Below are 26,091 nucleotides of genomic sequence, written 5' to 3' on the forward strand. Positions count from 1 at the left end.
AGTCTTATTGAATAAAAGTAAACCATTTCTGAAAGTAAGGGCCAAGTATCGGAACAGATTGTTTTTTGTTGCTTAGCGCACCAATAAATCCATATCCCCATAAAACAAGATAAAATGCATATAGTCCATACCAAGCGTAGGGACTGAAAGCATAACTTAAAAACAAAGCACAGCCAATAAAAATAGTATGCAAACCAAATGCCTGTCTCGTATGAAAACGTGCGAATTCGTTTTTAGGCTCCAAATTCATGGTTATTGCGATTAACGCACCTAGTAATGTGAAGTAAGCCACTATTGCTGTTGTTTTACCCTCTTTTACTGAATTGATCATCTTTCAAATTTAGGTGAACTTAGGATTATGGACAAAAAAAGAGACCCCGATAGAGCCTCCTTTATATTTTCTAGAATAGTATTATCCGATATCCCCGACAAGAGGAACCTTTTCCATTTTCCCATTTGCGGCATTGATAAGACCCAAAATTGCAAGAACCCAACCGGCATACGATAGATAACTTAAAGCACCTATTCCCGTCACCATTACGAGAACACCTGAAACTATTGAGATTATTATCCCAGCAATCCAAGCTCTTAAAGCCTGTCCAATATGAAATTTTGCGAACTCGTTATTCTTATCTTTGTTCATAAACCAGGCAATTAATGTGCCTAGTAATGTTACGTAGGCAATAATGGCCATGGTCTTACCTTCGTCGATTGTACTTTGTTCCATAATTTTGATTTAAGGTTGGTTAATATTAATAATACTGAAAGTTACTCAAATAAGTATTTGGTTGTTGCAAATAACGCCGAAAACTCTACCTTTTATTAGCTTTCCTAGATACATGCTGTTGTTTGAGGTTGAAACTATTTCTTCTTTAGTGAAGGTAAATTCTTCTTCTGGATTAAAGAGTGTTAGACAAGCAATTTCACCTTCTTTGAAAACCGGAGTCTGTAACTGGTAACGTTCTCGTCCTCTTGTCAGTAATTCAATAGATTTTTCTAGGTCAAAGATTTGGTTTAAAATTCCAAAGGTGGTTTCCAACCCTAATGAGCCGTCGGTAGCATTATCAAATTCCACTCGTTTTTCTTCAATGTTCATGGGAATATGGTCTGAGCAGACAAAATCTATTACTCCTTCCTTCACTCCTTTAATTAGGGCTTTTATATCTTTTTTGGTTCGAAGCGGTGGCATTACTTTACAGTTGGTGTCATACTCCTCTAAGGAAGCGTCAATCATAAAGAGATTGTGAATCGCTACACTGCAACTTACATCCAATCCTTTTTTCTTGGCATCCGCAATTAGTTTTACTGAATTAGTAGTGGATATGGTGGGTATATGAAGTTTTCCACCTGTGTATTCCAAAATGAATATATCGCGTGCAATCTGAAGTTCTTCAGCTAAAACAGGAATTCCTTTCAATCCCATCTTTGTGGAAACTTCTCCTTCGTTTACCACTCCTTTTCCAGCAATTTTGGTATCCATGGGAAAAGAATGTACAAGTCCGTCAAAATTTTGGGCGTATTGCAATGCAATCTTTAAGAGATTTGAATTTTCAATAGAACGTTTAAAATCATAAAAACCAACGGCACCTGCATTTTTCATATCGAACATTTCTGCAAGATGTTTTCCTTCACCTTTGGCTGTCAAGGTTCCTAAAGGATGGAGGTTGTTTACTGAGTATTTTGCAGTATTTTTTAAAAACACGATGTCCGAACTACTATCCGGAACTGGATTTGTATTCGGATTCAAAACAATATCAGTAAATCCGCTTCTAGCAGCAGTTTTTAAACCGTTTTCTATGGTTTCACGTTCCTCATAACCTGGTTCACCAAAACTGACACTGCTATCAAACCATCCCAAGGAGACATGGAGGTTTTTATAGTCAATAATTTTTGTTTTATTAGGAGGCGTTATTTTAGAAGCTATCTTATCAATGACTCCATTTTTAACAAGAATATCTCGTTTTTTGAGATGAAGATTTTTGTTCGTTGAATCTACAATTGTAGCATTCTTTAAAAGTACATTCATCATAAGTATTTTTGTATCAGCACTTCAATCAACATAAATAGCACCGCTAAAATAACAAACCATTTCCAAAGGGCATTGATAGAACTGTCATTTTGCATTTGCTCAAAAAGAGCCTTTATCGACTCATTCTTACTACTTGCATTTATAGTTGAGACATCCATATAGTTCAACTTACTCTCCTCTCTAGGATAATTAAAACTAAGGTTTCGATAAACATTTTCTTTATTGAAAACACTGTAGATTCCATCTTTTTGAGGGTTTTCATTGAAGTACAAGGACACTTTATTTGCAAAGGATTTCTGTCTTGGAATAAACTCGTATTCGTTCTGTGTAACTTTAAGAATATTGTCCTTTGGAAGCTGGGCTGCAATATCTACCTTTTGGTTGTTTCCTAGAGAATGATACAATTCCGGAAGTTTTAAACTATTAATTCCCATATTATAGAGAGTAGGTACAATTAGGGGAGAGTTTTTAAAGTTTGAATTTTCGCTCGAAAGGGACGCTGTAAAAATATAAGCGCCTCCAGAACCAACTAAGAATGGGGTTTTGTCTTGATAGGAAAGAATACTTGGGGCATTGGTTTTCAATCCATAATATTGCGAAACTTTTGGGTATTGAAAATTCAAAACATTCTTTTCAAAAACATTCCGATACAATGGATGCGAGAAAGAAATTCCAGTTATGTCCCTTTCGTAATTTACCCGTTGCGTATAACTTGTCGCGTAAAAGTTTGACAAAAGTTGACCATAACTACCCAAATCAATCAGAGTTGCGGGAATAACGGCCAGATGCCCATCATCCTCCGTAAAGGACTTTAAACTTGTGGTCAAAGCATTGGGTATACGTTCCAACTCATTAAGAATAATGAAATTTTGTTCATTTAAATCACTGTAGTTCAAATTGCCCAAAGTCACTGATTTAAAATCAAATTCATCCGCTCTGAAGATGCGCTTTAAGTAATCGCTGCTTCCACTTCCAACGACTAAGACTTTGATTTTTTCCTTGGCATCAATATTGAAAAAGAGTTGGTTGTCATAGGACAATCCTGTATCCGAGATTTCAATTTTACCTTTGATGACTTCATTTTTTGGAAGCGTAAAGCTCACTTCTGCTTTTTTATTATTGTTGAAAGTGGCTGCGGTCTTGGCAATTAGCTTTTCGCGATTAAATAGAGATACTGCTGTACTCTCCGTTTCTAAATTACTTGACAACAAGGTGGTTAGCTCCAAATTATCGGAATCCATGGTATTTAGATATACAGAGTCCAAAGAAATATTTTCCAAATCATTGGCGGCCAAATGGACTACATGTTTTTCAATAGTCAGGGTGGAATCTTCCTTTGCCAATGCCATCGATTGTTGAAAATCGGAAACAAGCACCAAATTCTTAATCGAATTTCTTTCCAAGTCAAAAAAGGTATTTGCCTTTAGGTATACTTCATTCAATTTCAACTGCTTTGAGGTTGGTGAGAGTTGCAATAGGTCATTCTGAATGTTTTTCAGTGTTACATTCTTAAATGCCTTTTCATTGGTGAAAAGACTGAAAGCCTGTTCCGGCGGAATAGATTTTAGCAGATTCTGAACGGCGTCCTCAAACAGTGTAGTATTGTTCGTTTTTGCCTGCATACTAAAAGAATCATCCAAATAAATGACGGTTTCTTTTTCTAGTAGAGCGGTTTTTTCAGCAAAGAAAGGTTGTGCAAAAGCAGCTATTAATGCAGCAAGTAAAAGCATTCTTGTAAAAAGCAGCAACCACTTTTTTAGTGTATTACTTCGTCTGGACTCTGAAACGACTTTCTTTAAAAACTTAACGTTTGTGAACGGCGTTTTTTGAAATCTACGGAGTTGAAAGAGATGAATGAAAATAGGAATCAGGAGAAGAAATAAGGCCCAAAGAAGTTCTGGATGTTTAAACTGCATTCCTGATTTTGATTTGGCAAATATAGCTAATTCAAGGTTCACAGTAGAAAGTTCAAGTTCAAAAAGTTTTCACAAAACAGACAACTTTGGACTTTGAACATGAATCATTGAAGGATAATCAACAGAAGAAAAAGAAATCTCTCATTGACCTTTGTCCTAGCTTGTCTAAATACAAGCGGATGGCTTTTTGAGCTTCTTCATTGGCTACTGTAACTATGCTCTGCGGATTTTGCAACTTTTCTAAAAACCGATAATGGAACATTTCTTTCCCATAAATTTCCTTCCCTATTTTATTGGAATTATCGCATAGCCAATTAAAATCGATTTGTTTGTCAAGCAAACCTTTGGCAATGGTCTTCCCTTTGTTTCCGGCTCCCCAAACGACTAAAGGCCTGCTATTATCGTAATCCAGTTTTAGGAAATAATGTAGTTTGATATCTAAAAAATAGTTTTGGTCATAGTGCTCGCTGGTACGGGAAGTTCTACTGTCATAGTCGCGCCAATAATGCAATAACTCTTTGCAAGGAACACATCGTACCCCCTTTTCATAAAAACGGAAAGTCAAGTCATAATCTTCAGGATATCTGTTTGGTTCGAATGCATCACATTTATCTAAATCTTCTCGATGAACCATCCAGCAGGGGGAAGGAATTACGCATTCTTTATAGATTTCTGAATAGTTGCTTCCCGATTGCGTTAATTGATTTAGCCAAGCTTCGTAGCGTTCATAGCCATTGCTGATGCCTCGGTCTGAAAAGTACCTTACTTGCCCGACGGCTAAATGACCTTTTCCTGATTGCATTAGGGAATTCGCCATAATCTCCATTTTAGTGGGAGCCATAATGTCATCAGAATCCATTCGAGTGATGAAATTTCCTTGGCTTTTTGAATATGCGGTGCGCAAGGCTTCAATGATTCCGGAACCTTGATTTTGAAATACTTTGATTCGGGAATCTTTTTCAGTAAATCCTTGAACAACTTTTAAACTTTCATCAGTGGAGTGGTCATTGATTACTAAGACTTCCCAATTTGCATAGGTTTGCTTGAGAATAGATTCCAAACATTCCGACAGGAATTGAGCAGTGTTTTTAAAGGGAATTAGTATGCTGATAAGCGGCTGTTGCATGGTTGCAAGTTACCAAACAAACCAGAATCTCTTAGTCCTTTTTATTTTTTGGTCCAGGCTTGACTTATCAAATGGCTTATCACTTTCCAACTACTATCTTTTTTTTGGAATACTCTCAGATGGTAGTTATGACGATCTTCCATTTTGGTTCCATCGCACCACTCTTGGCCTTTGACTATAGTTTTTGAATGGACTATTGCAATTTCAGGACTTAGAAAATTAATGTCGTTATATTGATTTTCTGATACACCTTTCATAACAAACCCCATTGAATAAATGTCAGATAATAGTGCTTTAAGTTCTTCTTTGCTCCGCATGCGATCTCCAAAGGCGTTAGTCCAATCTACATTGTCGGCGTAGTCTTCCAATGTCAGATCAAGATTTTTATTTTTCCAACCTTCTGCTTGATTGGTGATTATTTTTTCTATGAGTTTTTTATCCTTTTCTGATTGCGCTTGCAAGACACTAAAACACAAAAATGCTACAATAGAGATTAGCTGATTTGCTTTTAAAAATGAGTTCATGATATAAATATTTTGGAACCAAAATATTTCATTACAAAGTGACTAGGACCAAATAATGTATATGTGGTATATATTTAGTTGTAATTGGACTATCTATTCAAAAAATTAAGAGATTAATTGACGGAATGTAAACTCCAAGTTAAATGAACTACTTTAACTAGAATACTTTATAACCGCTCGGCTAACATTCTATGAAAATGATGTACACCCTGTTCTCGAGTAGGAGAGAAGCGGCCTGCTTTATAGAAACGTGATTGCAACCCCTGATGTACACCTTCAACAACAAATTCATCTTCGCGCTCTACTTTGTCCATGGCAGCGCTAGCGGCTCCATCGAATTTATTTTCTCCGTGTAGATAGCTTATGAAAGAAACTTTTGTTTTTGAGGGAGAAATAGGTTTTACCACGTTAACAGATAATCCCCATGGATAAAAATTCAGCATGATATTTGGGAAAATCCAGAAATAAAAAGCGGCAACCTCTTTGCCGTAACACGGATGTCCTTCGGGAAGGTAATAGGTTTCTTCAGCACCTGCGGCATATCCAATTTGTAAGGTGCCGTAATCAAATAATTCGGTGGTATAGGTTTCATAATCAAGCGCAGCATTCAAATCAGGATGTACAAAAGGAATATGAAATCCCTCCAAATAATTATCACAGTACAAAGACCAATGACAGTTGACCAAATAGTCTTTGCTAGTCACGGAATCATATTTGAATTCGTTCAAAGGAAGGAATCCTACGTACTTATCCAAAAAACTTCGAATAACCGAAAAGTCAATTTCAGGATTTAATCCTGTAAATAAGAAAGGTCCCCATTCTTCCAGTGAAAATTGATGCAAATGGTCACAAGGTCTTGGAAAGTCTTTTGCCTCCTGAAACTCAGGCATGTGTTTGAATTGTCCTTCTAAATCCCACTGGCGGCCGTGATACATACAACGTAATCCGCGATTGACGCTTCCTGCATTATGCGCAATAAGGTTTCCGCGATGTGTACAAACATTACTCATACAGCGAATTTTACTCTCCTTATCTCGCACTAGAACCATCGGTTCATGTAGATAATTTTCCATATAAGAAAACGGATGGGCAAAACCGTCAAGTGGAACCAACGACTGGCTATCACCAATAAATTGCCATGATTTCGCAAAAACAGCCTCCTTCATCTGCTCGAATACGCCTATATCACGATAGAAAGTAGCTGGTAAGGTTTCTGCCTTCGTGATATCCGGATTCACAAAAAAATCACCCATTATTCTTTCTTTTTAAAACAAAATAGAATGGCAAGCTTACCAAAAATAAAATCAGTCCATAAATTACAACTTCAAAGCCACATCCCATAATAATCCATATGCAAAACAAAAATGCTAAAACCGAAATCCATAGTAAGGGATTAGTAAACTTCTTATTTCGATTGTATAAGATGAAGCCTAAACTTGCCGCTGAAAATAAATAGGGCACGATTACAGAAAGTGTAGAGAGGGTCATCATAAAAGTAAACGCATCTACCAAACTTTGGGAAAAGTTCAATAACATTAAAATTGATGCCAAAATACTGGATAGAATGATTCCGATAATGGGAGAGCCATTTTTATTCTGTTTTCCGAATACCTTTGGAAATAGCCCATCTAAAGCGGCTGCCATAGGAATTCGTCCTTGCATCAATATCCAACCATTCAGTGCCCCCATAGTTGCGATTACGGCACAGGCGGCAACAATGTATTGAGCGGAACCGCCCCAAAACAAATGGGCAGCATCAGCAAAAGGAGCATTGGAATTTTTAAGAACTTCGGGCGGAATTATACCCATAATCGCCAACGAACTACTTAGATACACTACAATAGTAATCAGGGTGCCACCCATGGTCGCTTTGCTTACCGTTGTAGCAGCATCTTTTGTTTCGCTACTAACAATACCAGCACTCTCCATTCCTAAAAATGCAAATAAGGTAAGAGTGGCAGTTGCTGTAATGGCTCCGAAAGTAGTAGTATCACTTCTATTTAAAGGAATAAAATTCTCCCAATTGATGTAAAAAAGACCAAATATCCCAATTGCCAAGATAGGAAGCACCTTTAGAATAGTTGTAATCATCTGAATACTAGCAACAGTTTTGAGCGGTTTGGAATTGATATAGGTGAAAAACCAAATGAAACCGAGTCCGGTTAGAATTGCAATGACGGGTGACTCTCCAAGAACGGGGAAAAAGACCTCCAAATAGCCGACAAGGGCAACAGCGATGGCAGCATTGGTCGCCCAAATGGCAACCCAATAGCCCCAAGCCACTAAATATGCAGGGAAATCTCCAAAACTGATTCGAGTGTAGATATAGGGTCCTCCGAGTGTATCTGGAGTAATTTTCCCTAAGGCTCCGTATACATAGGCGATAAGGATTGCCCCGGCGGCGGAGCAAACCCAACCTATCATTCCGATACCACCATAAACGGCAAGCGAGGCTGGTAATAAAAATATACCCGAGCCAATCATATTGCCAACAACCAAAGCTGTCGACGACCATAGACCTATTTTTCTTGAATTGGAGATTGGTATTTTGTTTTGGTGAGTTGGATCGTGAAATTAATGGTTATTTTGAACTTTAGTCCATTTCACAAGAGGTATTGTTTTCCACCTTATTAATTTTCAGAGTATTGGTAATTTTATGAATAGTAGTATTTAACGCTAAAGATAATTAAACGACACAAAAAAAGTTCGTAGAATGGTGTAAGCGACTACGTAAAAAATAGGCGAGTTTGGAAAAGATTATTACTTTTGCGAAGGTTAAAATTATGGGTATTCATATCTATATCACCAATAAACTGCCACTGACATAGAACACAAGAAAATAACGAACTATGTCACTCTACCTAATTATACTTCTTATTTCACTTGCCGGGCCGCTAGCTCTGAGTTTTGAGAAAAACCTTAAACTCTATAGGCGTTGGAAATTCCTTCTTCCAGCAATTTTAATTACGATGTTCTTTTTCGTCATTTGGGATATCATTTTCACCCATATGGGATTTTGGTTTTTCAATCCAATCTATAATTCGGGCATTTATATACAGAAGCTTCCTTTAGAAGAATACCTGTTTTTTCTTGTCATCCCGTATGCTTGTGCCTTTTCGTTTTATGCAGTTCAATTTCATTTCCCAAAATTCAAATTAAATGTGCAAAGAACGAAAATTTCTACTTTTCTAATCACCATAGTATCTTTTATACTCTCACTCGTATATAAAGATTTCGCTTATACTTTTACTGCTTTTCTTGTTTTGCCAGTGGTACTTTTATTAGGCTATTATTTTACTAGGGAAGTGGTTCAATATTATTTGGCGATATATCCGATTTTACTCATCCCTTTTTTTATTATCAACGGAATCTTAACGGGTACGGGAATTGAACAAGCGGTTTTTGATTACAACCCTCAAGCAATTTTGGGAATTCGTGTTTTGTCCATACCTATTGAGGATATGTTCTATAATTTTTCCTTGCTTTTATCACCATTGGTGCTAACGCATGTATTTGAAATGAGGGTAAAAAAAATGAAAAACCGATGAAGATAGCGGTTATTGGTTCCGGAATTGGTGGTTTGGCTGCTGCCTGTAGATTAGCATCTAAAGGGCATGAAGTAACTGTCTTCGAAAAAAACGCGTCTCCTGGCGGGAAAATCAGCGAGATTCATATGGAAGGGTATCGGTTTGATACCGGCCCATCCTTATTTACCTTACCAGAGCTGGTGGAAGAACTTTATAGTGACGCTGGTGAAACCGTTCCGTCAACTTTCAAGTACGATAAGCTTGAGGTGCTTTGCAAGTACTTTTATAATAGTGGTGAAAAACTTGTCGCTTGGTCAAATCAACAAAAATTCATTGATGAGTGTGTTCATAAGCTTGGTGAAAACCCAAATAATATTAGCAAATATTTTAAAAGGGCTTCCTTAATTTACAAAATTACAGCCGATATATTCCTTTTTAATTCTTTACATAAAGTGAAGAATTTTTTGAAGATTTCGGTTTTAAAATCACTACTTCAGGTTCTTAAAATTCGTTTTTATAAAACTATGCATGGTGATAATAGTAGCAATTTTGAAAGTCCATTACTTGTTCAATTGTTTGATAGATATGCTACGTACAATGGCTCTAGTCCCTATAAAGCGCCTGCTACACTGAATGTAATAGCGCACCTTGAAAATAATATAGGGGCTTATTTTCCTGAAAAAGGTATGTATTCTATTGTAGAGCATATTTATGAGCTTGCTCTAAAAAAGGGTGTTCGGTTTAATTTTAATGCCTTGGTATCATCCATAGATATAAAAAAGAAAAGAGCTGTTGGGCTAAGCGTTGGAGATAAATCACATACTTTTGATACCATAGTATCAGATTCCGACATTAATTATGTGGTGAACAATCTGATGGATCATCCGCAGAAAAAGAGAATCAAGCGTTTAGAAGCTTCATCATCGGCATTGGTGTTCTATTGGGGAGTAAATAAGGAGTTTCCGGAGTTAGATTTGCATAATATCTTTTTCAGTGGTGATTATAAAGAAGAGTTTACCAATCTGTTTCAGAAAGGAACTATCGATACCGACCCTACTGTCTATATTTTTGTTAGTTCTAAAATGGTAAAAACTGATGCGCCAAAAAATCGTGAAAACTGGTTTGTTATGGTAAACGCACCTTCAAATAGTAAGGAAAATTGGGATGAACTGATACGTACTACCAAACAGAATATTATTACCAAGATTAATAAATCACTTAAAACAAATATCGAAAACTATATTGAACATGAGAAAATTGCTTCCCCGATAAGCATAGAGCAAAATACACTGAGTAAAGGGGGGGCATTATATGGCAATTCATCCAATTCTATGTTCTCAGCCTTTTTAAGACACCCCAATTTTCTTAAAAGCGTAAAGAACTTGTATTTCGTTGGGGGAAGCGTTCACCCTGGCGGAGGCATACCACTTTGTTTGGCTAGTGCTAAAATTGTTGATGATGAAATTCCTGCTCATCGATGAATCGTATACTTAAATATATATCTAATGAGGGTCTACCGATAACTTTTATAGTTTTTTACTTTTTCGGTTTGGTTTTATATGCTATACCGCCCACCCACAATATTTTTATACTTGTTACACCGTACACTCTGGTTTTAGTAGCAGTTGCCATCTTTTCACATCATAAAGAGTGGAATATAAAAACGGTTGCGGTCTTTACAAGTATTTTTATCTTGAGTTTTATAACCGAAATTATCGGTGTATCAACGGGCAAAATATTTGGCATGTATGTCTACGGCGAAGGGCTTGGTGTGAAAATTGCCGAGGTGCCTGTTGTTATTGGGCTTAATTGGGTTTTCTTAGTGTATGCTTCTAATAGTATTGTCTCTAAATACACATCAAATAATATTTCGATTATAGTGGGCGCAGCATCATTGATGGTAGTTTACGATATCTTACTTGAAAAAGTAGCTCCTTTGATGAATATGTGGTCCTTTTCAAAAAACGACCCCCCTCTAAGTAACTACCTGGTCTGGTTTCTATTAGCTTTGTTGTTTAATGGAGCTATTCAGTATTTTAAAATAAATACCCAGAATAGACCGGCTCGCTGGTTGTTTTTTATACAATTTGTTTTTTTTATACTTATAGTGATACATAATATTTATATTTAAGAATGATACGAGCCAATCATAATAGGTATTGGGTGAAATTTTCTAAGTATTATACGAAGGCATTAATAGCCTTTTTTTTTGGGAAGGTGAATTACATTGGCTCATATGAAGAAAGAGGACTTCCTATTCTGATGATTAGTAATCATTTTTCGTTTTACGATGGTTTTATACAAATCTTATTAAACCTTAAAGTTTTCAAGCGTAGGTTTCATTTCATGATGCTGGAGAAAGAGTTGCGCAAAACAATGATGCTAGCTAAAATTGGCGCTTCTTCAATCAATAAAGGCAAGCGATCTAGTTTGCAGAGTCTAGATTATGCCGTTGAATTGTTACAGAATAAGGAAAACCTGTTTCTATTTTTTCCACAGGGTAAAATTGAGAGTATTTATACACGCGAGTTTACTTTTGAAAAAGGCTTACTTTCGCATATTTTAAAGAACGTAAAAAATGATTATCAGTTGGTGTTTAATATAAACCTTATTAATTATGGAGCCAAACTGAAACCTGATATGTACGTGTATTACAAAATGCAAGAAATAAATGCCAACAGCAATACTGAAGATGTAGAAAAAGCGTTTAATCATTTTGCAAAAGCGTGTTTTTCAAAACAAGGGGCCAAATGACTTATTTCTGTTACTTTCTTTTGATCTTGTTAGTTGTCAGGTTACTGGTCGCGATGGTTAATTTTCTTTCATTTGCCTATTTGCCAAAATTGACTTCAATAGTAAAGGCACCCAATGTTTCCATTTTAATACCCGCTCGAGATGAGGAAGAGAACATCGGAAACTTACTAGAGCAATTATCAAAATTGAAATATCGTCGACTTGAAATTATTGTCTACAACGACCACTCATCTGATAAAACAGAAAGTATTATCCAACATTGGGCAAAGCGTAATCCTATTATCAAAATAATCAACGGACAGCAACCTCCCTATGGTTGGTTGGGCAAGAATTATGCGTGTCACCAGCTTTCAAAAGCCGCTACCGGCGAAGTATTCCTCTTTTTAGATGCAGATGTTAGCGTTAAGCAAGACTTTATTGAACGTAGCATTAGCCATTTTCTGAAATACGATTTACATTTATTATCAATCTTTCCAAAGCAAATAGTTAGGTCTTTTGGAGAAAAAGTATCCGTACCGCTAATGAACTGGATTTTATTGAGTTTGCTTCCTCTTTCACTGATTCGAAAGTCAAAGAATGAAGCTTTTTCGGCTGCCAATGGACAATTCATGATGTTTAACGCGACCACATATAAGACGCTATACCCTCATGAAAAATGTAAATCCGATAGGGTGGAAGACATGGCCATAATTAAACTATTTAAGCAAGAAAACCTTGCGAGCGATACACGCCTAGGGGATAACGATATTTCTTGCCGAATGTATGTGGGGCTAGATGCCGCAGTTGAGGGATTTACAAAAAACGTATTTCAGTTTTTTGGGAATAGTAAGTTGGCAACTATTTCCTTTGGCTTAATAACTACAATTGCTCCATTTATCCTCTATTTTAATATGGGTCTTTGGTGGTTTACCGCATATATAGCTGGTATAATACTCATTCGAATATTTGTAAGTTTGGCGAGCCAACAATCAGTGGTTCAAAACCTAATATTGGCATTTCCGCAACACCTTGTATTTCTTATGATCATAGGTAAAGGACTCATTAATAGCAAACGGAAGAAAATACTATGGAAAGGCCGCAATATTTTACAAGCTTAGTACTAGTGGTTATCACCATGCTGCTTTCAACACAACTGGGTTATTCTCAAAATGCTTTCCGTGATTCTATTTACAAGGCTTATTCTAGAGGTAAAATGGATAAGTGGCTTGACATAATGAATACTTGCGAAAAAAAAGTAAATCAGAATAATTTAGAGGAGCAAATGGAGTTGATTAGTTATTACTACGGCTATACAGCTTGGTTAATTGGTGCTGAAAAATACGATACTGCGGAAGTATACATTGACAAATCAGAAAAAATTATTGATAAGTTATTAGATGAATCACCAGAGAACGCGACTCTACTGGCATACAAAGGAGCTAATATTGCATTTACTATTGGCATTTCGAAACTAAAGGCTATTTACCTAGGTCCTAAAAGCATGAAATACATAAACAAATCTATAGAACTGGATTCAGTAAATATTCAAGGTAATATCGAAAAAGGCAACTCAATGTATTATCGTCCAGCAGCTTTTGGAGGTGATAAGAATGAGGCAATTCAATATTACATTACAGCGGTTAAAAGTTTTGAAGAACAAGGTCTGGTCCAAAATAATTGGATGTACATAAATACAATGACCGCTTTGGGACAAGCCTACGAAGCCACCGACCAAATACAACTGGCTAAATTATGCTATGAAAAAATAATTCGCATATTCCCTAATTTTATGTGGGTTGAAGATGAACTTTATCCTGATTTGCTTAAGCGGCACAAGCTATAATATTTATCACTTGGCACATGAAATTTGATATTTGCAAACTAAAATTAAATAGCATACAACTCTTAGTAATCTTGGGTTTTGCAGTTAATCCCGTAACAATAAGTGCTCAAAATTTTCGGGATGATGATGTTAATCTTGACAAAATTCCTCCCCGTATTATTAGAGCCTGTTGCGCCTTTGGTTATGATTTAAAATTATGGGGTGTACCATTTGTATCCATTGATCAGGTGATTAGTGTTAACGATTTGGATGAACATCACTACATGGGCAATAAAAGTGAAGGTACGGGTACTATTTATACCAATAAAGGTGGTTTCATTGACATTGGCCACTTGCGAGATCAGATTGATTGGACGCGTTTTTTGTACTCCATCATTTTAGATAGCAGGGGTAAGGGTGAGGTAGTTTTGCCTTTACGTAGGGAAGCAGGGCGCAAGACTTTATATTTAAATGTACCATCGGAACTTGACAATAACGATTGTATTCTATTGGCTGGAAAAATAGCGTACGACCTTTCCCTATGGCATGAAATTTCTACTTGGTTTGGTGCATCGACTATTCCCTTCGTTCCAGAAAAATTTTCTAGTTTCACGATTGAGGATGTATATTCAAACCTACTTGGAGTGCACGTGGGAATGAAAGCTTTACATTCAAAACTCTCTTTTAATGCTGCCGTAACTAAGATTATCGAATCAACATTAGACAGTTTAGATGTTGTAAAGACGATGAAAGAGACCTATGATGCCTATGACGCTGTAAATGATATCTGGTATACCAATAAAAAAAGAATACCGCGTGCCAGTGTTACGCTAAAGCGCGATCTAGATATTCTTATTTCAAGTCGCCCATGGATAGCCCCAAATCAGTCTAGTGACATTAGTGACCCAATTATTTTGGACGTACCTCTTTTAAATACCAATGGTGATTTACTTACCAATTTTTATCAATTTACCATTGATCTTAATAAAAGGTTTCCTGTTGACGAGATTTTTCCGAGTTACAAAAGTGGCGTAATCAACCAAGATGACTTTGGTGCGCTACTAGATAGAATCTCCAATGATTTGGAGAACATGGAGCAAAATATGTTGGCAAAAAGCAAAGAAAACCTTCAAAAATAAGCCCCTTAAAAAGTTGATTTTTGTCCACAACCAGGTATTCCTAAAACCCAAAACTAGAAGGTGTATCCTGGGATAATATTTACATTAGAAGTCAGCTATCTTAAAAATTTCAAATATCCATAGAACCCATAAAAAAGTGCCCGTTGACCAAATCATTCAACGGGCACTAACATGACCTACAAACCTCATTTTTAAAGTCATTATTGCCTTAAGGGCTTAATAATGAGGTTCAAGCAGGTAGGGGGATTTGAGGGTCAAGCACAGTATTTTCATCCTATTTCCTGAAGTTTTAACAAGGCTTCGGATTTCGAGTTTACATTGAGTTTTAGGTATATGTTTTGAATATGAAAATTGATGGCACTTGTTGTAACGAATAACTTGTCCGCTATGGTTTTGTAAGTGGCACCCTGACTTAGATAGTCGATAATCTGGTTTTCACGTTCTGAAAAAGACTGGTACGATTTCGGTTGAAACATTGAGATTATTTTTTTTGCGATGTCATTTCCGATTACGGCACCTTCATTCTTAATCGAATTGAGTGCGTGATACAGACGTTTACGTGTTACGGTCTTTGTCAGAAAACCATTTGCGCCGTATTTGAACGCTTTTTTGATGATTTCAAAATCGTTATTGGTACTTGCCATGATGATATTTACCTTAGCATCTTTCTTACGGAAGAGTTTGATTCCTTCTATTCCGTTAATTTTTGGCAAGGTCACCTCTAATACGATAATGTCAGGCCGCACACTTTCGAATTCATTCAGGGCATCTTCAACGTTATTGTAAATTCCGCTCAGGTTAAAATCATCATACCGTTCAAAATAACTTTTGTAAGAGGCATGTAATTGGCTGTCGTTGTCAATAATTATCACATTTAAAATTTCTGGTCTCATCATTATGTGGTTTGTAGGTTAAGCCTTGAAGGGTCAAAATTCAAGACACTAAAATAATTTGGGTTTGGGATGTTTGCATCCTAGCGGAGCTAAAAACTCCGCTGTTCTTTTTAAAGCATACAAATCTGAGGTCAGTCTATTCCACTGACATAAGATAACATGTATTCAATAAAAGTTTTAGGATTAAGCACCGATTTTTCTTGATATAAAATCTCTTATTTGTTAAAAGCTATTCGAGATAGCAAGAAAATATTTTGTGCTTACTAGGCTAAAAAAGCTAGCCTATTTTAGGGTCGAAAAAAGTGGGAGCACCATAGTTCGAGAGTAATAAAGATTTCCTTTTTCGGGACGTGTTGAGGATAAATGTAGGTTTCATGTTGTAGGGGATTTGAGGGTTTTAAGTAGTAATTCTTTGATGGAATAAATTTAATAAAATCTTTCGAAAGCCCCTATTTTAAAGGGATTTTTTCGTTCAAATGCATCAAATTTTAGCATTTGAGGCTCAGTTTCATCAATCATTATATGAGTTATGTACTATAGTGGAATGGTTGGCAACTTCCATAATCCATTTCTCTTTTTGGTACTTTCCGTTGAGGTTAGAGGCATAGGCATCTTTAGCTTTTCCTTTTGCATCATAGTCCGCTAGGTATACATAATGAAGTCCGTTTTCCTTGTTATAGAATTGTTTCGGATTCAGACCTTTTGCCTTTAAATCTTTGACAAATGCATTGAGATATTTTTTATTCGAATATACATTGGCAATGACATAGTAGCCCGAATTTGCTCCAACAAGATTGGCTTGATTCAATTGGCGAATAGTAAGCTCCTTAAAGTCACGACGTTTTTGAATTTTGTCTGCATCATTTTTTACTCTATTATCAAGATTTGAATTCTGTGCTGTTTGGTTAGATACAACGAGGTCTTTGCTTTTCGATTGTATAGGATTATCTGGAGCTCGTTTAGCTTCGGTGCTTGCAAGACCCGTATTTTTCTTTGGTATAAAATCGTTTAAATTTGATTTAATACTATTCTTAATGTCACTTCGTACAGCACGAACAATCATTTCAAAGCGTTTTTCGAAAGCTGCGTTTCTTGCTTTCTCAATTGAATCCTGTCTTAGAATAAGTTGGTCTAGAATCATTCGATTCTCATGGGCCAACGTATTCATGATTTCCTGGTTGGTTTCTTCGGCGGTTTTTGGAGTTTCTCCTTTTCCTTCCGTTAGGGCCAAGATTTGTTCTTCATAGTTTCGAATAATCTGGTCAATTTTTCGGTCTTGAGAGCTATCAGCGGTTAAATTAATATCGATATCATCGTTTTTAAATGTGTAGGCCAGGCTTACTTCATGATTCCATCCTAAATCAGTTTCCTTATTCAGAATATCCTTTTCTAACAAATACCCTAGGGACATCTTTTTGCTGATGTTAAAACCCATGCCTACAGACATCCCATAGGTATTGTCAAAATTGGTCTGCAACCATCCGTATTTCGGAAGGTCCAGAACCATGGAACCCACATAAACCAAATCATTGTTTTCATTCTTGCCCACTTGTACAAGGGGCATTAGTCGTGCATCTTCAAATAAGCCTCGGGTGGCATTGAAGGAGTGGGTATATTGTAGTGAAGCTGTTACGCTTTTTTCAGACAAGTTCGTAATGAACTCATTCGTTGTTTGGTTGTACTTTAAAAGGTCTTTAGCGTATAATCCGAAATCAAATTTGCCTAAGGACAAAGTAATTCCCGGTTGAATGGCCATTTTACTTTCCTTTTTTGATTCTGATAGTCTATCATCTTCTTGTGCGACTACTATTCGATTTTTATCCAGTCCTTCATTAAAGTAGGTCAGGTTGGTACCGAAACTCAATTTGCTTTTTTCACCTAGTCTTACAGAGGTTGCATAGTTGGCGTTGAAACCAAATTCTTGTACAACACCGGACCATTGACTGTACACTCCGATTCCGATAGCCGTTCTATCGTTAAGCTTGTTGCTAAATCCAAGGAAATAGTTTTGACGGTTATCTTGGAAAGTAGTGTACTGATTTCTATGTAGAATATTCAGATACGATTTTTTCTCTCTTACCAATGAAAAGGTAGGGTTGATAAAAAACCGATTAAAATATAGCTGATTGTGATAGCTACTTTTGGTTCCTAATTCTGTTGGGGTTTCTTCTTGCGCAAGTGTAGTTTGACAAAAGACTATCGTCAAAATTAGGCAAAGGAATATTCTTGATGTATAGTTTGAATAGCTCATCTTTGTGGGATTTGGGGGTTAAACCATCGGGCTTACGCCCAATGGAATTTTGGTTAAGATTTCGAACTATGATTCCTTATTTATCTTCGAATACTGAGGTGGTATAATCTATTTGCAATTTGTTGTTCAATGCGGCACGTAGATTGGATTCTCTTTCATCGGCTTTTGATTGGGTACCATTTTCGTATGAGAAAGCTACTTCTTGTATTTTATTCTTGTTTTTTCCACGGTTGGAAAGTACGTAGCCAATTCCTCTATCCGCCATGACATACATCGAATACTCATCTTTAGAACTGTTGATAGGGCTCCCTAGATTTGTTGCGTAATCTACATTATTCTGCCCTACTTGAGTCATGTATAAGTCGAGACCACCGTAACCTTCTCGTCCTTCAGATGCAAAGACCAAAGTGTTGTCTTCCATTATACGAGGATATAAATCGTTCTTTTTCGTGTTCACCTTGGTTCCTAGATTTTTAGCTTTTCCTGCGTTTCCTCTATAGGAAATGTCAGCCACATAGATATCATATTCCCCAAAAGAACCGGGCATGTTCGAAGCAAAGAATAGGCGTTTACCATCTTCAGATATTGCAGGATGCATGGCCGAAGCATGTTTGGGTGCAACTGTAATTTCCCGAACATTTTTCCATTGTCCGTTGATTTTGTCCGTACGGTATATTTTTTGGATGAGTTCTTTTTTAGAGAAAATACCTTTAACGGGTTTGAGGTATATCGCCTTACTGAAGTACGCTGTTTGTCCATCTGAAGTTACGGCAATAGGGGACTCGTAGGTTTCTTCCATGTCAGACCTTTTGGCGTGAGGAACACCAATAAAGGCTTTGTTTCTTTCATACTCTACCAAATACTCTAAGGACTGTGAGCGATAACTAGGGTTAAAATCGAAATCCCGGCGATTACTAGTTACACTTTGACTCGCTTGACGCGCTTCAAATGCTCTTTTGACTTGGTAATCTTCCTTTATTTGCTCTAACCAGTCATTTCCATTATTTGCCACGGTATGGATGTCAGCGGTTTGTTCCATGGCGAATTGGTAGCGTTTTTGATAGTTGCTACCCAGTGCTTTGTTGCCTTCCAATTCACTTAACTTTTTGTACCAGAAGGCTGCGTTTTCATATTTCTCTAAAAGAAAATTGGCATTACCTAAATCTTCATAGATTTCCTTTTCTGTATAGCCTAAGCTTTTAAGCTTTTGATATTGACTATCATTTTGAGATGAGAAACCGTTATTATACGATTCCTGTGCGGTAATGTTCAAACATACTAGTAAAAAGACAGTGGTAAGAATAGTTCTGTAAGTAGGGGAATTTTTCATGAGAGTAGGATTTTGAGGTTTGTTACTGGGTCAAAGTTGAAAAAATGTTTTCATGCCGTTATTAATAAAAATTCATAGGTTTTGCATTTAGACCCCTAATCAGTGTATTTCATCGATGTTTTTACTTGATTCTGATAGAATTTAACAGAATACTAGGGTGATATTGACCGAATAAATTCAGTAAAACCTTGTATGGAATAGAAAAAGCTTTCTATATTTGCACCCGCATTCAGGGAATATCTGATGAGACACTTGGAGAAATGGCAGAGTGGTCGAATGCGGCAGTCTTGAAAACTGTTGAGGGTCACACCTCCGGGGGTTCGAATCCCTCTTTCTCCGCTGAATAGTGGTAATCCACTAACAAGAACCCTGTAAATTATTGATTTACAGGGTTTTTCATTTTCTTTAATTTCAAATAATCGCAATTAAAACCATATTAAAAGGGGCTAATTCGGTGTCAGTTGTGACAATTTTACAACTGACACCGAATTTTTTATAAAATATTGATAGTCATATAGTTACAAGGATAAGGGTTTGTTTTTTTTGTTGTATTTTCAAGATGAATTCCACAATTAAAAAGACGATTTTTATGAAAAATTCAATTTCTATATTATTCTATATTAAAAAAAGCAAGGCCGATACCCGCGGAAACTCTAATATTTATCTAAGAATTACCGTTGATGGAAGACGTTCTGAAATGAGTATAAGACGTAAAGTACCCATAAACAGGTGGAATTCGCGGACTGGGGTCCTCATGGGCCAATCAAACGATGCAAAGGTTATTAATGAACATTTAGCAGCAATTAGAAGTAAGATCTATAAAATTCATAATCGCTTTTTAGACGATGGAAAGCATGTTTCGGCTGACAGGGTTTTGAACTCTTTCCTTGGATTGGACAATGAAAAAAGAATGCTATTGGAAGTATTTGAAGAACATAATAGCAATGTAAACAGTTTAGTAGGAAAGGATTTTGCCCACGGAACGGCAGAAAGATATCGCACTGCTAAAAAACATGTTGAAGGTTATATCAAACTAAATTATAAATCAAATGACATCCCAATTGCTGATGTCAATTACAGATTTATCTCAGGATTGGAATATTATTTAAAAACAGAAAGGAATTGTAGCCATAACACAGCAGTGAAGTACATTACCAATTTTAAAAAGATTATTCGAATTGCTTTAGCCAATGACTGGATAAGCAAAGATCCTTTTTTGAGATGGAAAGCTAGAATGAAAGTGGTGGATAGGGAATTCCTAACTCAAGAAGAAATACAAGAATTACTCGATACGAATTTTAGAGTCAGTCGCCTTGACCAAGTAAGGGATATTTTTATTTTCTGCTGTTTTACAGGCTTGGCCTATGCCGATGTTAAAAAACTGACCAATGACGATATTGTTCTAGGTATTGATGGTGAAAAATGGATAGAAACAAAAAGAACCAAAACAAATACCAAAAGTAATATTCCATTATTACCAACTGCTATCCAAATTTTACAGAAATACGCTTTTAGTAAAGATGTCAGTCAAAATAGGGTATTACCAGTACTCACAAATCAAAAGATGAATGCCTATTTAAAAGAGATAGCCCACCTAAGCGGCATTAAAAAGAATCTCACTACCCATTTGGCCAGACATACATTTGCAACAACTGTAACACTCTCTAATGGGGTTTCTATTGAATCCGTAAGTAAAATGTTAGGTCACAAATCTTTAAGAACTACCCAGCACTATGCCAAAATATTAAACCGAAGAGTAAGTGAGGATATGCAGATGTTGCGAAAGAAATTTAGAACCGAGGATAGCTTTAGTGGTTCAAGTAGTCAAAACAAAATCTAAAAAAGAACCTAATCCCCAAATCTTACCATAACTTAATTGCGCATGGTCCCTGTTGGATTTTTGTAGCGTCCCGGTAGGTAAGCGTGAAACAAAAATGGAATAGGGCGCATCCTACTTTTTTAGTTATTGAAAAACCCTGTTAAAGGTATTCGAAACTTAGGAGTGAAACGGAGAAGATTTGAATAGCAAGAGGGCAACACGCTAAAGCGATGTTGCTAGTTTAAATAATCGACGTATCTTACTGATAATAAGTTGCTTACGTTTATTTTTGATGATTTTTCAAAAAATTGTTGCTAAAAAGTTTGCTGTAAAAACGCTGAAAACCCCAGTAAACATTGAAAAAGTTTGCTGTAAAACCTACCTTTTCACCTCGCAAGCAGATTAGTTTGGTAAGGATTTGGGACTTGCAGCTCGCAACTTCGTTTTGCTTGCTTTTACTTTTTATCAAGGCTCTAACTTTCCCTATATTTAACAAATAATAAAAACAACATTTACTAAAATGAAATTGTTAGGTTATTTCTTTTTAATATCTCTTTTGGCGACAAATTTCATAATTGCGCAAAGCAGCACGGAAACTGAAAACGCACAACCATCATCTATATTCACTCAAGCGGAATCTGAATACATAGACCAATGGTTTACAAAGTTTGTGAAGGAAATGAATTTGTCTGAAGAAGTCGCGATACAGTATCAGGAAATTACTAGTAATTATTCTGATAAAATGGAGAGCATAGGAAAGGACAACCCTGATATTACAAAAACAGAAGTGATAGAACAGTTCAAAACTTTGATGCAAGAACAGCATCAAGAGATTAAACCCATTTTAAGCGATGAGCAATATGAAATGTATTATGATACTATGAAAAAGGTAATATGGTCAATTAATCAGCGTCTTAAATAATTATAAAACATAGTATGAGAAATAAAAGTTATTATTTGATTTTCTGTGTATTCCTTGTACTGTCAAGTTGCGCTTCTACTAAGCTTATGGATTCTTGGAAATCGCAAAGTTTTGATTCACTTGCAAACTCGAAAATTTTGGTTATTTCAGAATCGCCGGAAACCGAAGTACGAAAATCTTATGAAACAGCAATAGCCACTAAACTACGTTTGCAAAACCTCGATGCGATTGAATCTCATATACTGTTCCCTTCTTTGAAAGAAGCGGACACGCCCGAAGAAAGGGCACAAGTAGTTCAAATGTTTAAAGACGCTGGTATCTCAGGGATCATTCTAACCTCCCTGAAGCAAACCATAGAAACGCAAAATGGTAGTATGGCTTCACAAACCGATATTCCTGCAAGTTATAGGGACAAAGCTAGTTTCGGTCCGAATTCAAGTGATTCAGATGTTCCTATGGTATCTACCTCAAAAACCTACGTTCTTGAAGCACTTACCTACGATTTGACTTTAGCTGAAGACGAACAATTAGTTAATGTGTGTCTTGTAGACGTAACGGATCCTGATGCACCAGATAAAATACAAAAAACCTTCACCAAGATAGTTGCCGATCAGTTTAAGTAATTTCGGATTCTGTTCACTAACCAACCTAAATACATGTCTTTAAGTCAAAAAAAGTTTACAAATCGAATTGCGAAATGGTCAATAGTCGGGATAGTTTTAATCACTTTTTCGGCATGCGGAAGCAAAAAGGCAATCGTACATCAACCCGTTTCTTTAGAAGTAGCACCGAAAAAGCTGGCCGTTTTTATGGACGGAACGGCCAGTAATGAGGGAAGTCATACTAATGTTTCAAAACTCTACAACCTAGTTACTTTGCAGAATAACCCCAATGTAGGCGCGGCCTATGTAAGAGGAGTTGGCAACGGGGCAGATGTTGCTGGAATGCTCACAGGTTCAGGAATTCGTGGCACGGTTAGCAATGCCTATTTATATCTTGTAGAGCACTATGATCATGAGCGCAAAGATGAAATCTATCTGTTTGGCTTTAGTAGAGGTGCCTATTCTTCGCGTATTCTAGCGGGAATGATTCATGCTGCAGGTATCGTTGATTTGAGTAAAATCCCAAAAGACAAAAGATTAAAATTCGTCAAAAAAATATTTGATGCCCACAAGGGTGATAAAACCTTGCAAGAAAGAAGAAATGCCGTTTTTGAAGTTACCCAACAACGTGTGGATTACGATAGTTATAAAATCGAATTTATGGGCTTATGGGATACGGTAGCCTCTTTAGGAATGCCGGATTACAAAGATGATTACTATGTGGCAGAAACTAAATATCACGACCAACTTTGTAATATCAATAGGGCAGCGCAAGCTTTGTCTTTAAACGATAATAGAGGTTCTGTATTTACACCATCCATATTGGTGGACGATTATCTAATCAAAGAATGCAAAGAAGTAATGCCCAAAGAAATCGTGAATGAAGTTTGGTTCTTTGGAGCACATTCCGATGTTGGTGGCGGTGCTTTGAACACCAATATGAGCGGGGTTTCCTTGAACTGGATGATTAGGCAATTAAAAGAATTTGAATTGCTTCCTCCATCGGCTGAGGTTTATGAAAATCGGATGGATATTACCAATGATCCAATTGGTGGAATGATGAAACTCTTTTACCCTAAAAAGGGTCGTAAGCTTGTTTTCTTTACTTCTAAAAACGGATACAAAAAGGAAAGATTAAAACTACATCAGTCGGTTTTAGACCGCTTGGAAGGTTCACTACAGACCTATGAAATCAACTTGATTAAGCTCTTTGGAGAGTGTTTTGAAAAGAACAATAAAGGGGGCTATGATTATCTGGAAAGCTCAGCATGTTTTGATATCGAGAATTAAGGAACAAAATCTTCATTGCGCCAGTACATTCCTGAAAGACAAAACACATATCTTTATTGTATCAAAATTTCTACTGAATTATGACGAAAGCGCTGTATGTTGCAACCTTAGAGTCCCATAGCGGTAAGTCTTTGGTTGTCTTGGGTTTAATGCAACTCTTACTGGGTAAAATGGCCAGAGTTGGTTACTTCAGACCTGTAATAGATGATATCAAAAGGGGTGGGATAGACAATCACATCAATACGGTAGTATCTCATTTTAGTTTGGATATCCGAGTGGAAGATGCGTATGCACTAACCCAAAGCGAGGTAGTTGACATGTTCAATGATGGAAGACAGGGTGATATTTTGGACACCATTATTTCCAAATACAAAGAACTCGAAGAGCGTTTTGATTTTATCCTAGTGGAAGGAAGTGATTTCTCTAGTGACGGAAGCATTATCGAATTCGATTTGAACATTGATATCGCTAAGAATCTAGGTATTCCTGTAGTTTTAATTGACAATGGAAAAGGAAAAACCCTTGAGGAATTTTGTGGTAACCTAGAATCTGCGGTAAACACCTATCTTCAAAAAGAAATTGAACTTCTTGCCGTTGTGGCGAATAAAGTGCGTCCCGAGAATGTGGAACTGGTCAACCAACGTCTGGAAAAAGAATTGAAGGATAAAACCGTTGCCTTCACGGTGCCTAGGGTAAAGAATTTATCGCATCCTACACTAAACGAAATTGTAACATCCTTAAATGGAAAAGTGCTTTTCGGTATAGAAAATCTTGATAATCAAACAGGAAGTTTTGGAGTGGGTGCAATGCAATTACATAACTATTTGACGCATTTGCGAGACAATAGTTTGGTTATAACTCCTGGTGATAGAGCTGATATAATTCTTGGCGCTTTACAGGCAAACCTTTCGGATAACTATCCAGCGATTTCGGGTATTGTTCTTACAGGCGGAATTCTCCCCGAACCATCTATCTTGAAATTATTAGAAGGTTTTGAAACGCATGTCCCCATCATTTCTGTGCAGCATGGTACTTTTGATGCCGCCAATTCCGTCGGTAATATTAAATCGAAAATTTATGCGGAAAGCAAACAAAAAATAGCAACTTCGATATCCCTTTTCAATACCCATATTGATGGCGAATTATTGCTAGAGCGTTTGGAAACCTTTGAACCCAAAGGACTTACTCCCAGAATGTTTCAGTACAACCTCTTGCAGCGTGCCAAAACACATAGGAAGCATATGGTGCTTCCCGAAGGAGAAGATGCGCGAATCTTGGAGGCTGCTAGTGAGTTAAGTGCTTTGGGCATTGTAGATATTACCCTTCTAGGAAATCAAGAACAAATAGAGAAAAAGGCCATGCAACTTGGTTTTGATATTTCGCATTTGAATATATTGGACCCTTCAACTGCTGAGAATTTTGAAAGTTACGCCACTACGTTTTGCGAATTAAGAAAGCACAAGGGTGTGAATATGGATGTCGCAAGAGACACCATGCTCGATGTTTCCTATTTCGGGACAATGATGGTCTATAAAGGGCATGCTGACGGAATGGTTTCAGGGGCGGTACATACCACCCAGCATACGATTCGCCCAGCATTACAATTTGTCAAAACCAAACCTGGTATAGGTGTGGTATCCTCTGTGTTTTTTATGTGCTTGGAAAATCGAGTCTCTGTTTTCGGGGATTGTGCTATCAATCCAAATCCAACAGCAGAACAACTTGCGGAAATTGCCATATCATCAGCAGTTTCAGCAGAAGCATTTGGAATTAAAGCAAAGATTGCCATGTTATCCTATTCGTCTGGAAGTTCAGGAAAAGGCGAAGATGTGGACAAGGTTCGGAGGGCCACCGAAATTGTGAAAAGTACGCATCCGCATTTACAGATTGAGGGTCCCATTCAATATGATGCCGCAGTTGACCCTTTGGTAGGCAAAAGCAAATTACCCGACTCTGAGGTAGCGGGAGAAGCTTCGGTTTTGATATTTCCAGATTTAAATACGGGTAACAATACGTATAAAGCTGTGCAGCGAGAAACAGGAGCATTGGCCATTGGTCCAATGTTACAAGGACTCAACAAACCTGTAAATGATTTGAGTAGGGGTTGCACCGTCGAGGATGTATTTAATACCGTAATCGTTACCGCTATACAAGCGCAAGAAAGTTAA

General features: G+C 36.9%; 23 protein-coding genes and 1 tRNA gene. 13 read left to right on the forward strand and 11 right to left on the reverse strand.

The genetic code is table 11. The annotated features are described in order from the left end of the window. Window positions 1-4: 4 nt before the first annotated feature. The 8 genes from FEE95_RS11130 to FEE95_RS11165 form a co-directional block, all read right to left on the reverse strand. The gene (locus FEE95_RS11130) at window positions 5-331 is read right to left on the reverse strand and encodes a hypothetical protein (protein WP_138658020.1); all 327 of its coding nucleotides are present in this window, start codon (window positions 329-331) and stop codon (window positions 5-7) included. A gap of 81 nt (window positions 332-412) precedes the next feature. Continuing rightward, entirely contained in the window at window positions 413-727 is a 315-nt protein-coding gene (locus tag FEE95_RS11135; protein WP_138658021.1) for a magnetosome magnetite crystal formation protein family, read from the reverse strand. Window positions 728-772: 45 nt separating this feature from the next. Then, complete coding sequence (locus FEE95_RS11140) at window positions 773-2,026, reverse strand: dihydroorotase (RefSeq protein ID WP_138658593.1); 1,254 nt, start codon at window positions 2,024-2,026, stop codon at window positions 773-775. Further along, the gene (locus FEE95_RS11145; protein WP_238474560.1) at window positions 2,026-3,987 is read right to left on the reverse strand and encodes a BatA domain-containing protein; all 1,962 of its coding nucleotides are present in this window, start codon (window positions 3,985-3,987) and stop codon (window positions 2,026-2,028) included. The genes FEE95_RS11140 and FEE95_RS11145 overlap by 1 nt, the downstream gene beginning before the upstream one ends. A 76-nt stretch (window positions 3,988-4,063) precedes the next feature. Continuing rightward, window positions 4,064-5,071 carry a glycosyltransferase family 2 protein gene (locus FEE95_RS11150; protein ID WP_138658022.1) on the reverse strand — a complete coding sequence of 336 codons (1,008 nt, stop codon included), beginning with the start codon at window positions 5,069-5,071 and terminating at the stop codon, window positions 4,064-4,066. Window positions 5,072-5,112: 41 nt separating this feature from the next. Beyond that, window positions 5,113-5,595, reverse strand: a complete 483-nt coding sequence (locus tag FEE95_RS11155) for an SgcJ/EcaC family oxidoreductase (protein ID WP_138658023.1) — start codon at window positions 5,593-5,595, stop codon at window positions 5,113-5,115. A 167-nt stretch (window positions 5,596-5,762) separates the two neighbouring features. Beyond that, window positions 5,763-6,848, reverse strand: coding sequence for an SRPBCC family protein (locus tag FEE95_RS11160; protein WP_138658024.1), 1,086 nt, complete (start codon window positions 6,846-6,848; stop codon window positions 5,763-5,765). Beyond that, a complete protein-coding gene (locus FEE95_RS11165) occupies window positions 6,841-8,142 on the reverse strand; it encodes an amino acid permease (protein WP_317129252.1) in 1,302 nt (433 codons plus the stop codon). The genes FEE95_RS11160 and FEE95_RS11165 overlap by 8 nt, the downstream gene beginning before the upstream one ends. Window positions 8,143-8,444: 302 nt before the next feature. Between FEE95_RS11165 and FEE95_RS11170 the strand changes: the two genes are divergently transcribed. The 7 genes from FEE95_RS11170 (at window position 8,445) to FEE95_RS11200 (ending at window position 14,816) form a co-directional block, all read left to right on the forward strand. Continuing rightward, on the forward strand, window positions 8,445-9,143 hold the full coding sequence (locus tag FEE95_RS11170; RefSeq protein WP_138658026.1) for a lycopene cyclase domain-containing protein: 699 nt from the start codon (window positions 8,445-8,447) through the stop codon (window positions 9,141-9,143). Continuing rightward, window positions 9,140-10,603: a 1-hydroxycarotenoid 3,4-desaturase CrtD gene (gene crtD / locus FEE95_RS11175; protein ID WP_138658027.1), complete on the forward strand. Its 1,464-nt coding sequence runs from the start codon at window positions 9,140-9,142 to the stop codon at window positions 10,601-10,603. The genes FEE95_RS11170 and crtD overlap by 4 nt, the downstream gene beginning before the upstream one ends. Continuing rightward, complete coding sequence (locus FEE95_RS11180) at window positions 10,600-11,253, forward strand: carotenoid biosynthesis protein (RefSeq protein ID WP_138658028.1); 654 nt, start codon at window positions 10,600-10,602, stop codon at window positions 11,251-11,253. The genes crtD and FEE95_RS11180 overlap by 4 nt, the downstream gene beginning before the upstream one ends. Window positions 11,254-11,285: 32 nt before the next feature. After that, window positions 11,286-11,876 carry a 1-acyl-sn-glycerol-3-phosphate acyltransferase gene (locus FEE95_RS11185; protein ID WP_171037032.1) on the forward strand — a complete coding sequence of 197 codons (591 nt, stop codon included), beginning with the start codon at window positions 11,286-11,288 and terminating at the stop codon, window positions 11,874-11,876. An 89-nt stretch (window positions 11,877-11,965) separates the two neighbouring features. Continuing rightward, entirely contained in the window at window positions 11,966-12,973 is a 1,008-nt protein-coding gene (locus tag FEE95_RS11190) for a glycosyltransferase family 2 protein (protein WP_171037033.1), read from the forward strand. Then, window positions 12,943-13,698, forward strand: coding sequence for a tetratricopeptide repeat protein (locus FEE95_RS11195; RefSeq protein ID WP_138658031.1), 756 nt, complete (start codon window positions 12,943-12,945; stop codon window positions 13,696-13,698). The genes FEE95_RS11190 and FEE95_RS11195 overlap by 31 nt, the downstream gene beginning before the upstream one ends. A 17-nt stretch (window positions 13,699-13,715) precedes the next feature. After that, window positions 13,716-14,816: a DUF4056 domain-containing protein gene (locus tag FEE95_RS11200; protein ID WP_138658032.1), complete on the forward strand. Its 1,101-nt coding sequence runs from the start codon at window positions 13,716-13,718 to the stop codon at window positions 14,814-14,816. A gap of 269 nt (window positions 14,817-15,085) precedes the next feature. Here FEE95_RS11200 and FEE95_RS11205 read toward each other — a convergent pair whose 3' ends face one another. The 3 genes from FEE95_RS11205 to FEE95_RS11215 form a co-directional block, all read right to left on the reverse strand. After that, window positions 15,086-15,712: a response regulator transcription factor gene (locus FEE95_RS11205; RefSeq protein ID WP_317129249.1), complete on the reverse strand. Its 627-nt coding sequence runs from the start codon at window positions 15,710-15,712 to the stop codon at window positions 15,086-15,088. Window positions 15,713-16,220: 508 nt separating this feature from the next. After that, window positions 16,221-17,960 (reverse strand): PorP/SprF family type IX secretion system membrane protein, encoded by a 1,740-nt coding sequence (locus FEE95_RS11210; protein ID WP_138658033.1) that lies wholly within the window; start codon window positions 17,958-17,960, stop codon window positions 16,221-16,223. 76 nt (window positions 17,961-18,036) lie between these two features. Then, window positions 18,037-19,290, reverse strand: a complete 1,254-nt coding sequence (locus tag FEE95_RS11215; protein WP_138658034.1) for a TolB family protein — start codon at window positions 19,288-19,290, stop codon at window positions 18,037-18,039. Between the two features lie 254 nt (window positions 19,291-19,544). Here FEE95_RS11215 and FEE95_RS11220 point away from each other — a divergent pair. The 6 genes from FEE95_RS11220 to pta all read left to right on the forward strand — a co-directional run bounded on the left by FEE95_RS11220 (window position 19,545) and on the right by pta (window position 26,091). Next, window positions 19,545-19,629, forward strand: a tRNA-Ser gene (locus FEE95_RS11220). Between the two features lie 250 nt (window positions 19,630-19,879). After that, window positions 19,880-21,130, forward strand: coding sequence for a site-specific integrase (locus FEE95_RS11225; RefSeq protein WP_138658035.1), 1,251 nt, complete (start codon window positions 19,880-19,882; stop codon window positions 21,128-21,130). 499 nt (window positions 21,131-21,629) lie between these two features. Next, a complete protein-coding gene (locus FEE95_RS11230) occupies window positions 21,630-22,031 on the forward strand; it encodes a hypothetical protein (protein WP_138658036.1) in 402 nt (133 codons plus the stop codon). Between the two features lie 14 nt (window positions 22,032-22,045). Next, the gene (locus FEE95_RS11235; protein WP_138658037.1) at window positions 22,046-22,654 is read left to right on the forward strand and encodes a hypothetical protein; all 609 of its coding nucleotides are present in this window, start codon (window positions 22,046-22,048) and stop codon (window positions 22,652-22,654) included. A 33-nt stretch (window positions 22,655-22,687) separates the two neighbouring features. Beyond that, window positions 22,688-23,923, forward strand: coding sequence for a phospholipase effector Tle1 domain-containing protein (locus FEE95_RS11240; RefSeq protein ID WP_138658038.1), 1,236 nt, complete (start codon window positions 22,688-22,690; stop codon window positions 23,921-23,923). Between the two features lie 80 nt (window positions 23,924-24,003). Continuing rightward, window positions 24,004-26,091: a phosphate acetyltransferase gene (pta, locus tag FEE95_RS11245; RefSeq protein WP_138658039.1), complete on the forward strand. Its 2,088-nt coding sequence runs from the start codon at window positions 24,004-24,006 to the stop codon at window positions 26,089-26,091.

It is taken from the genome of Maribacter algarum (ex Zhang et al. 2020) (assembly GCF_005885635.1).
GTDB classification, from domain to species: domain Bacteria; phylum Bacteroidota; class Bacteroidia; order Flavobacteriales; family Flavobacteriaceae; genus Maribacter_C; species Maribacter_C algarum.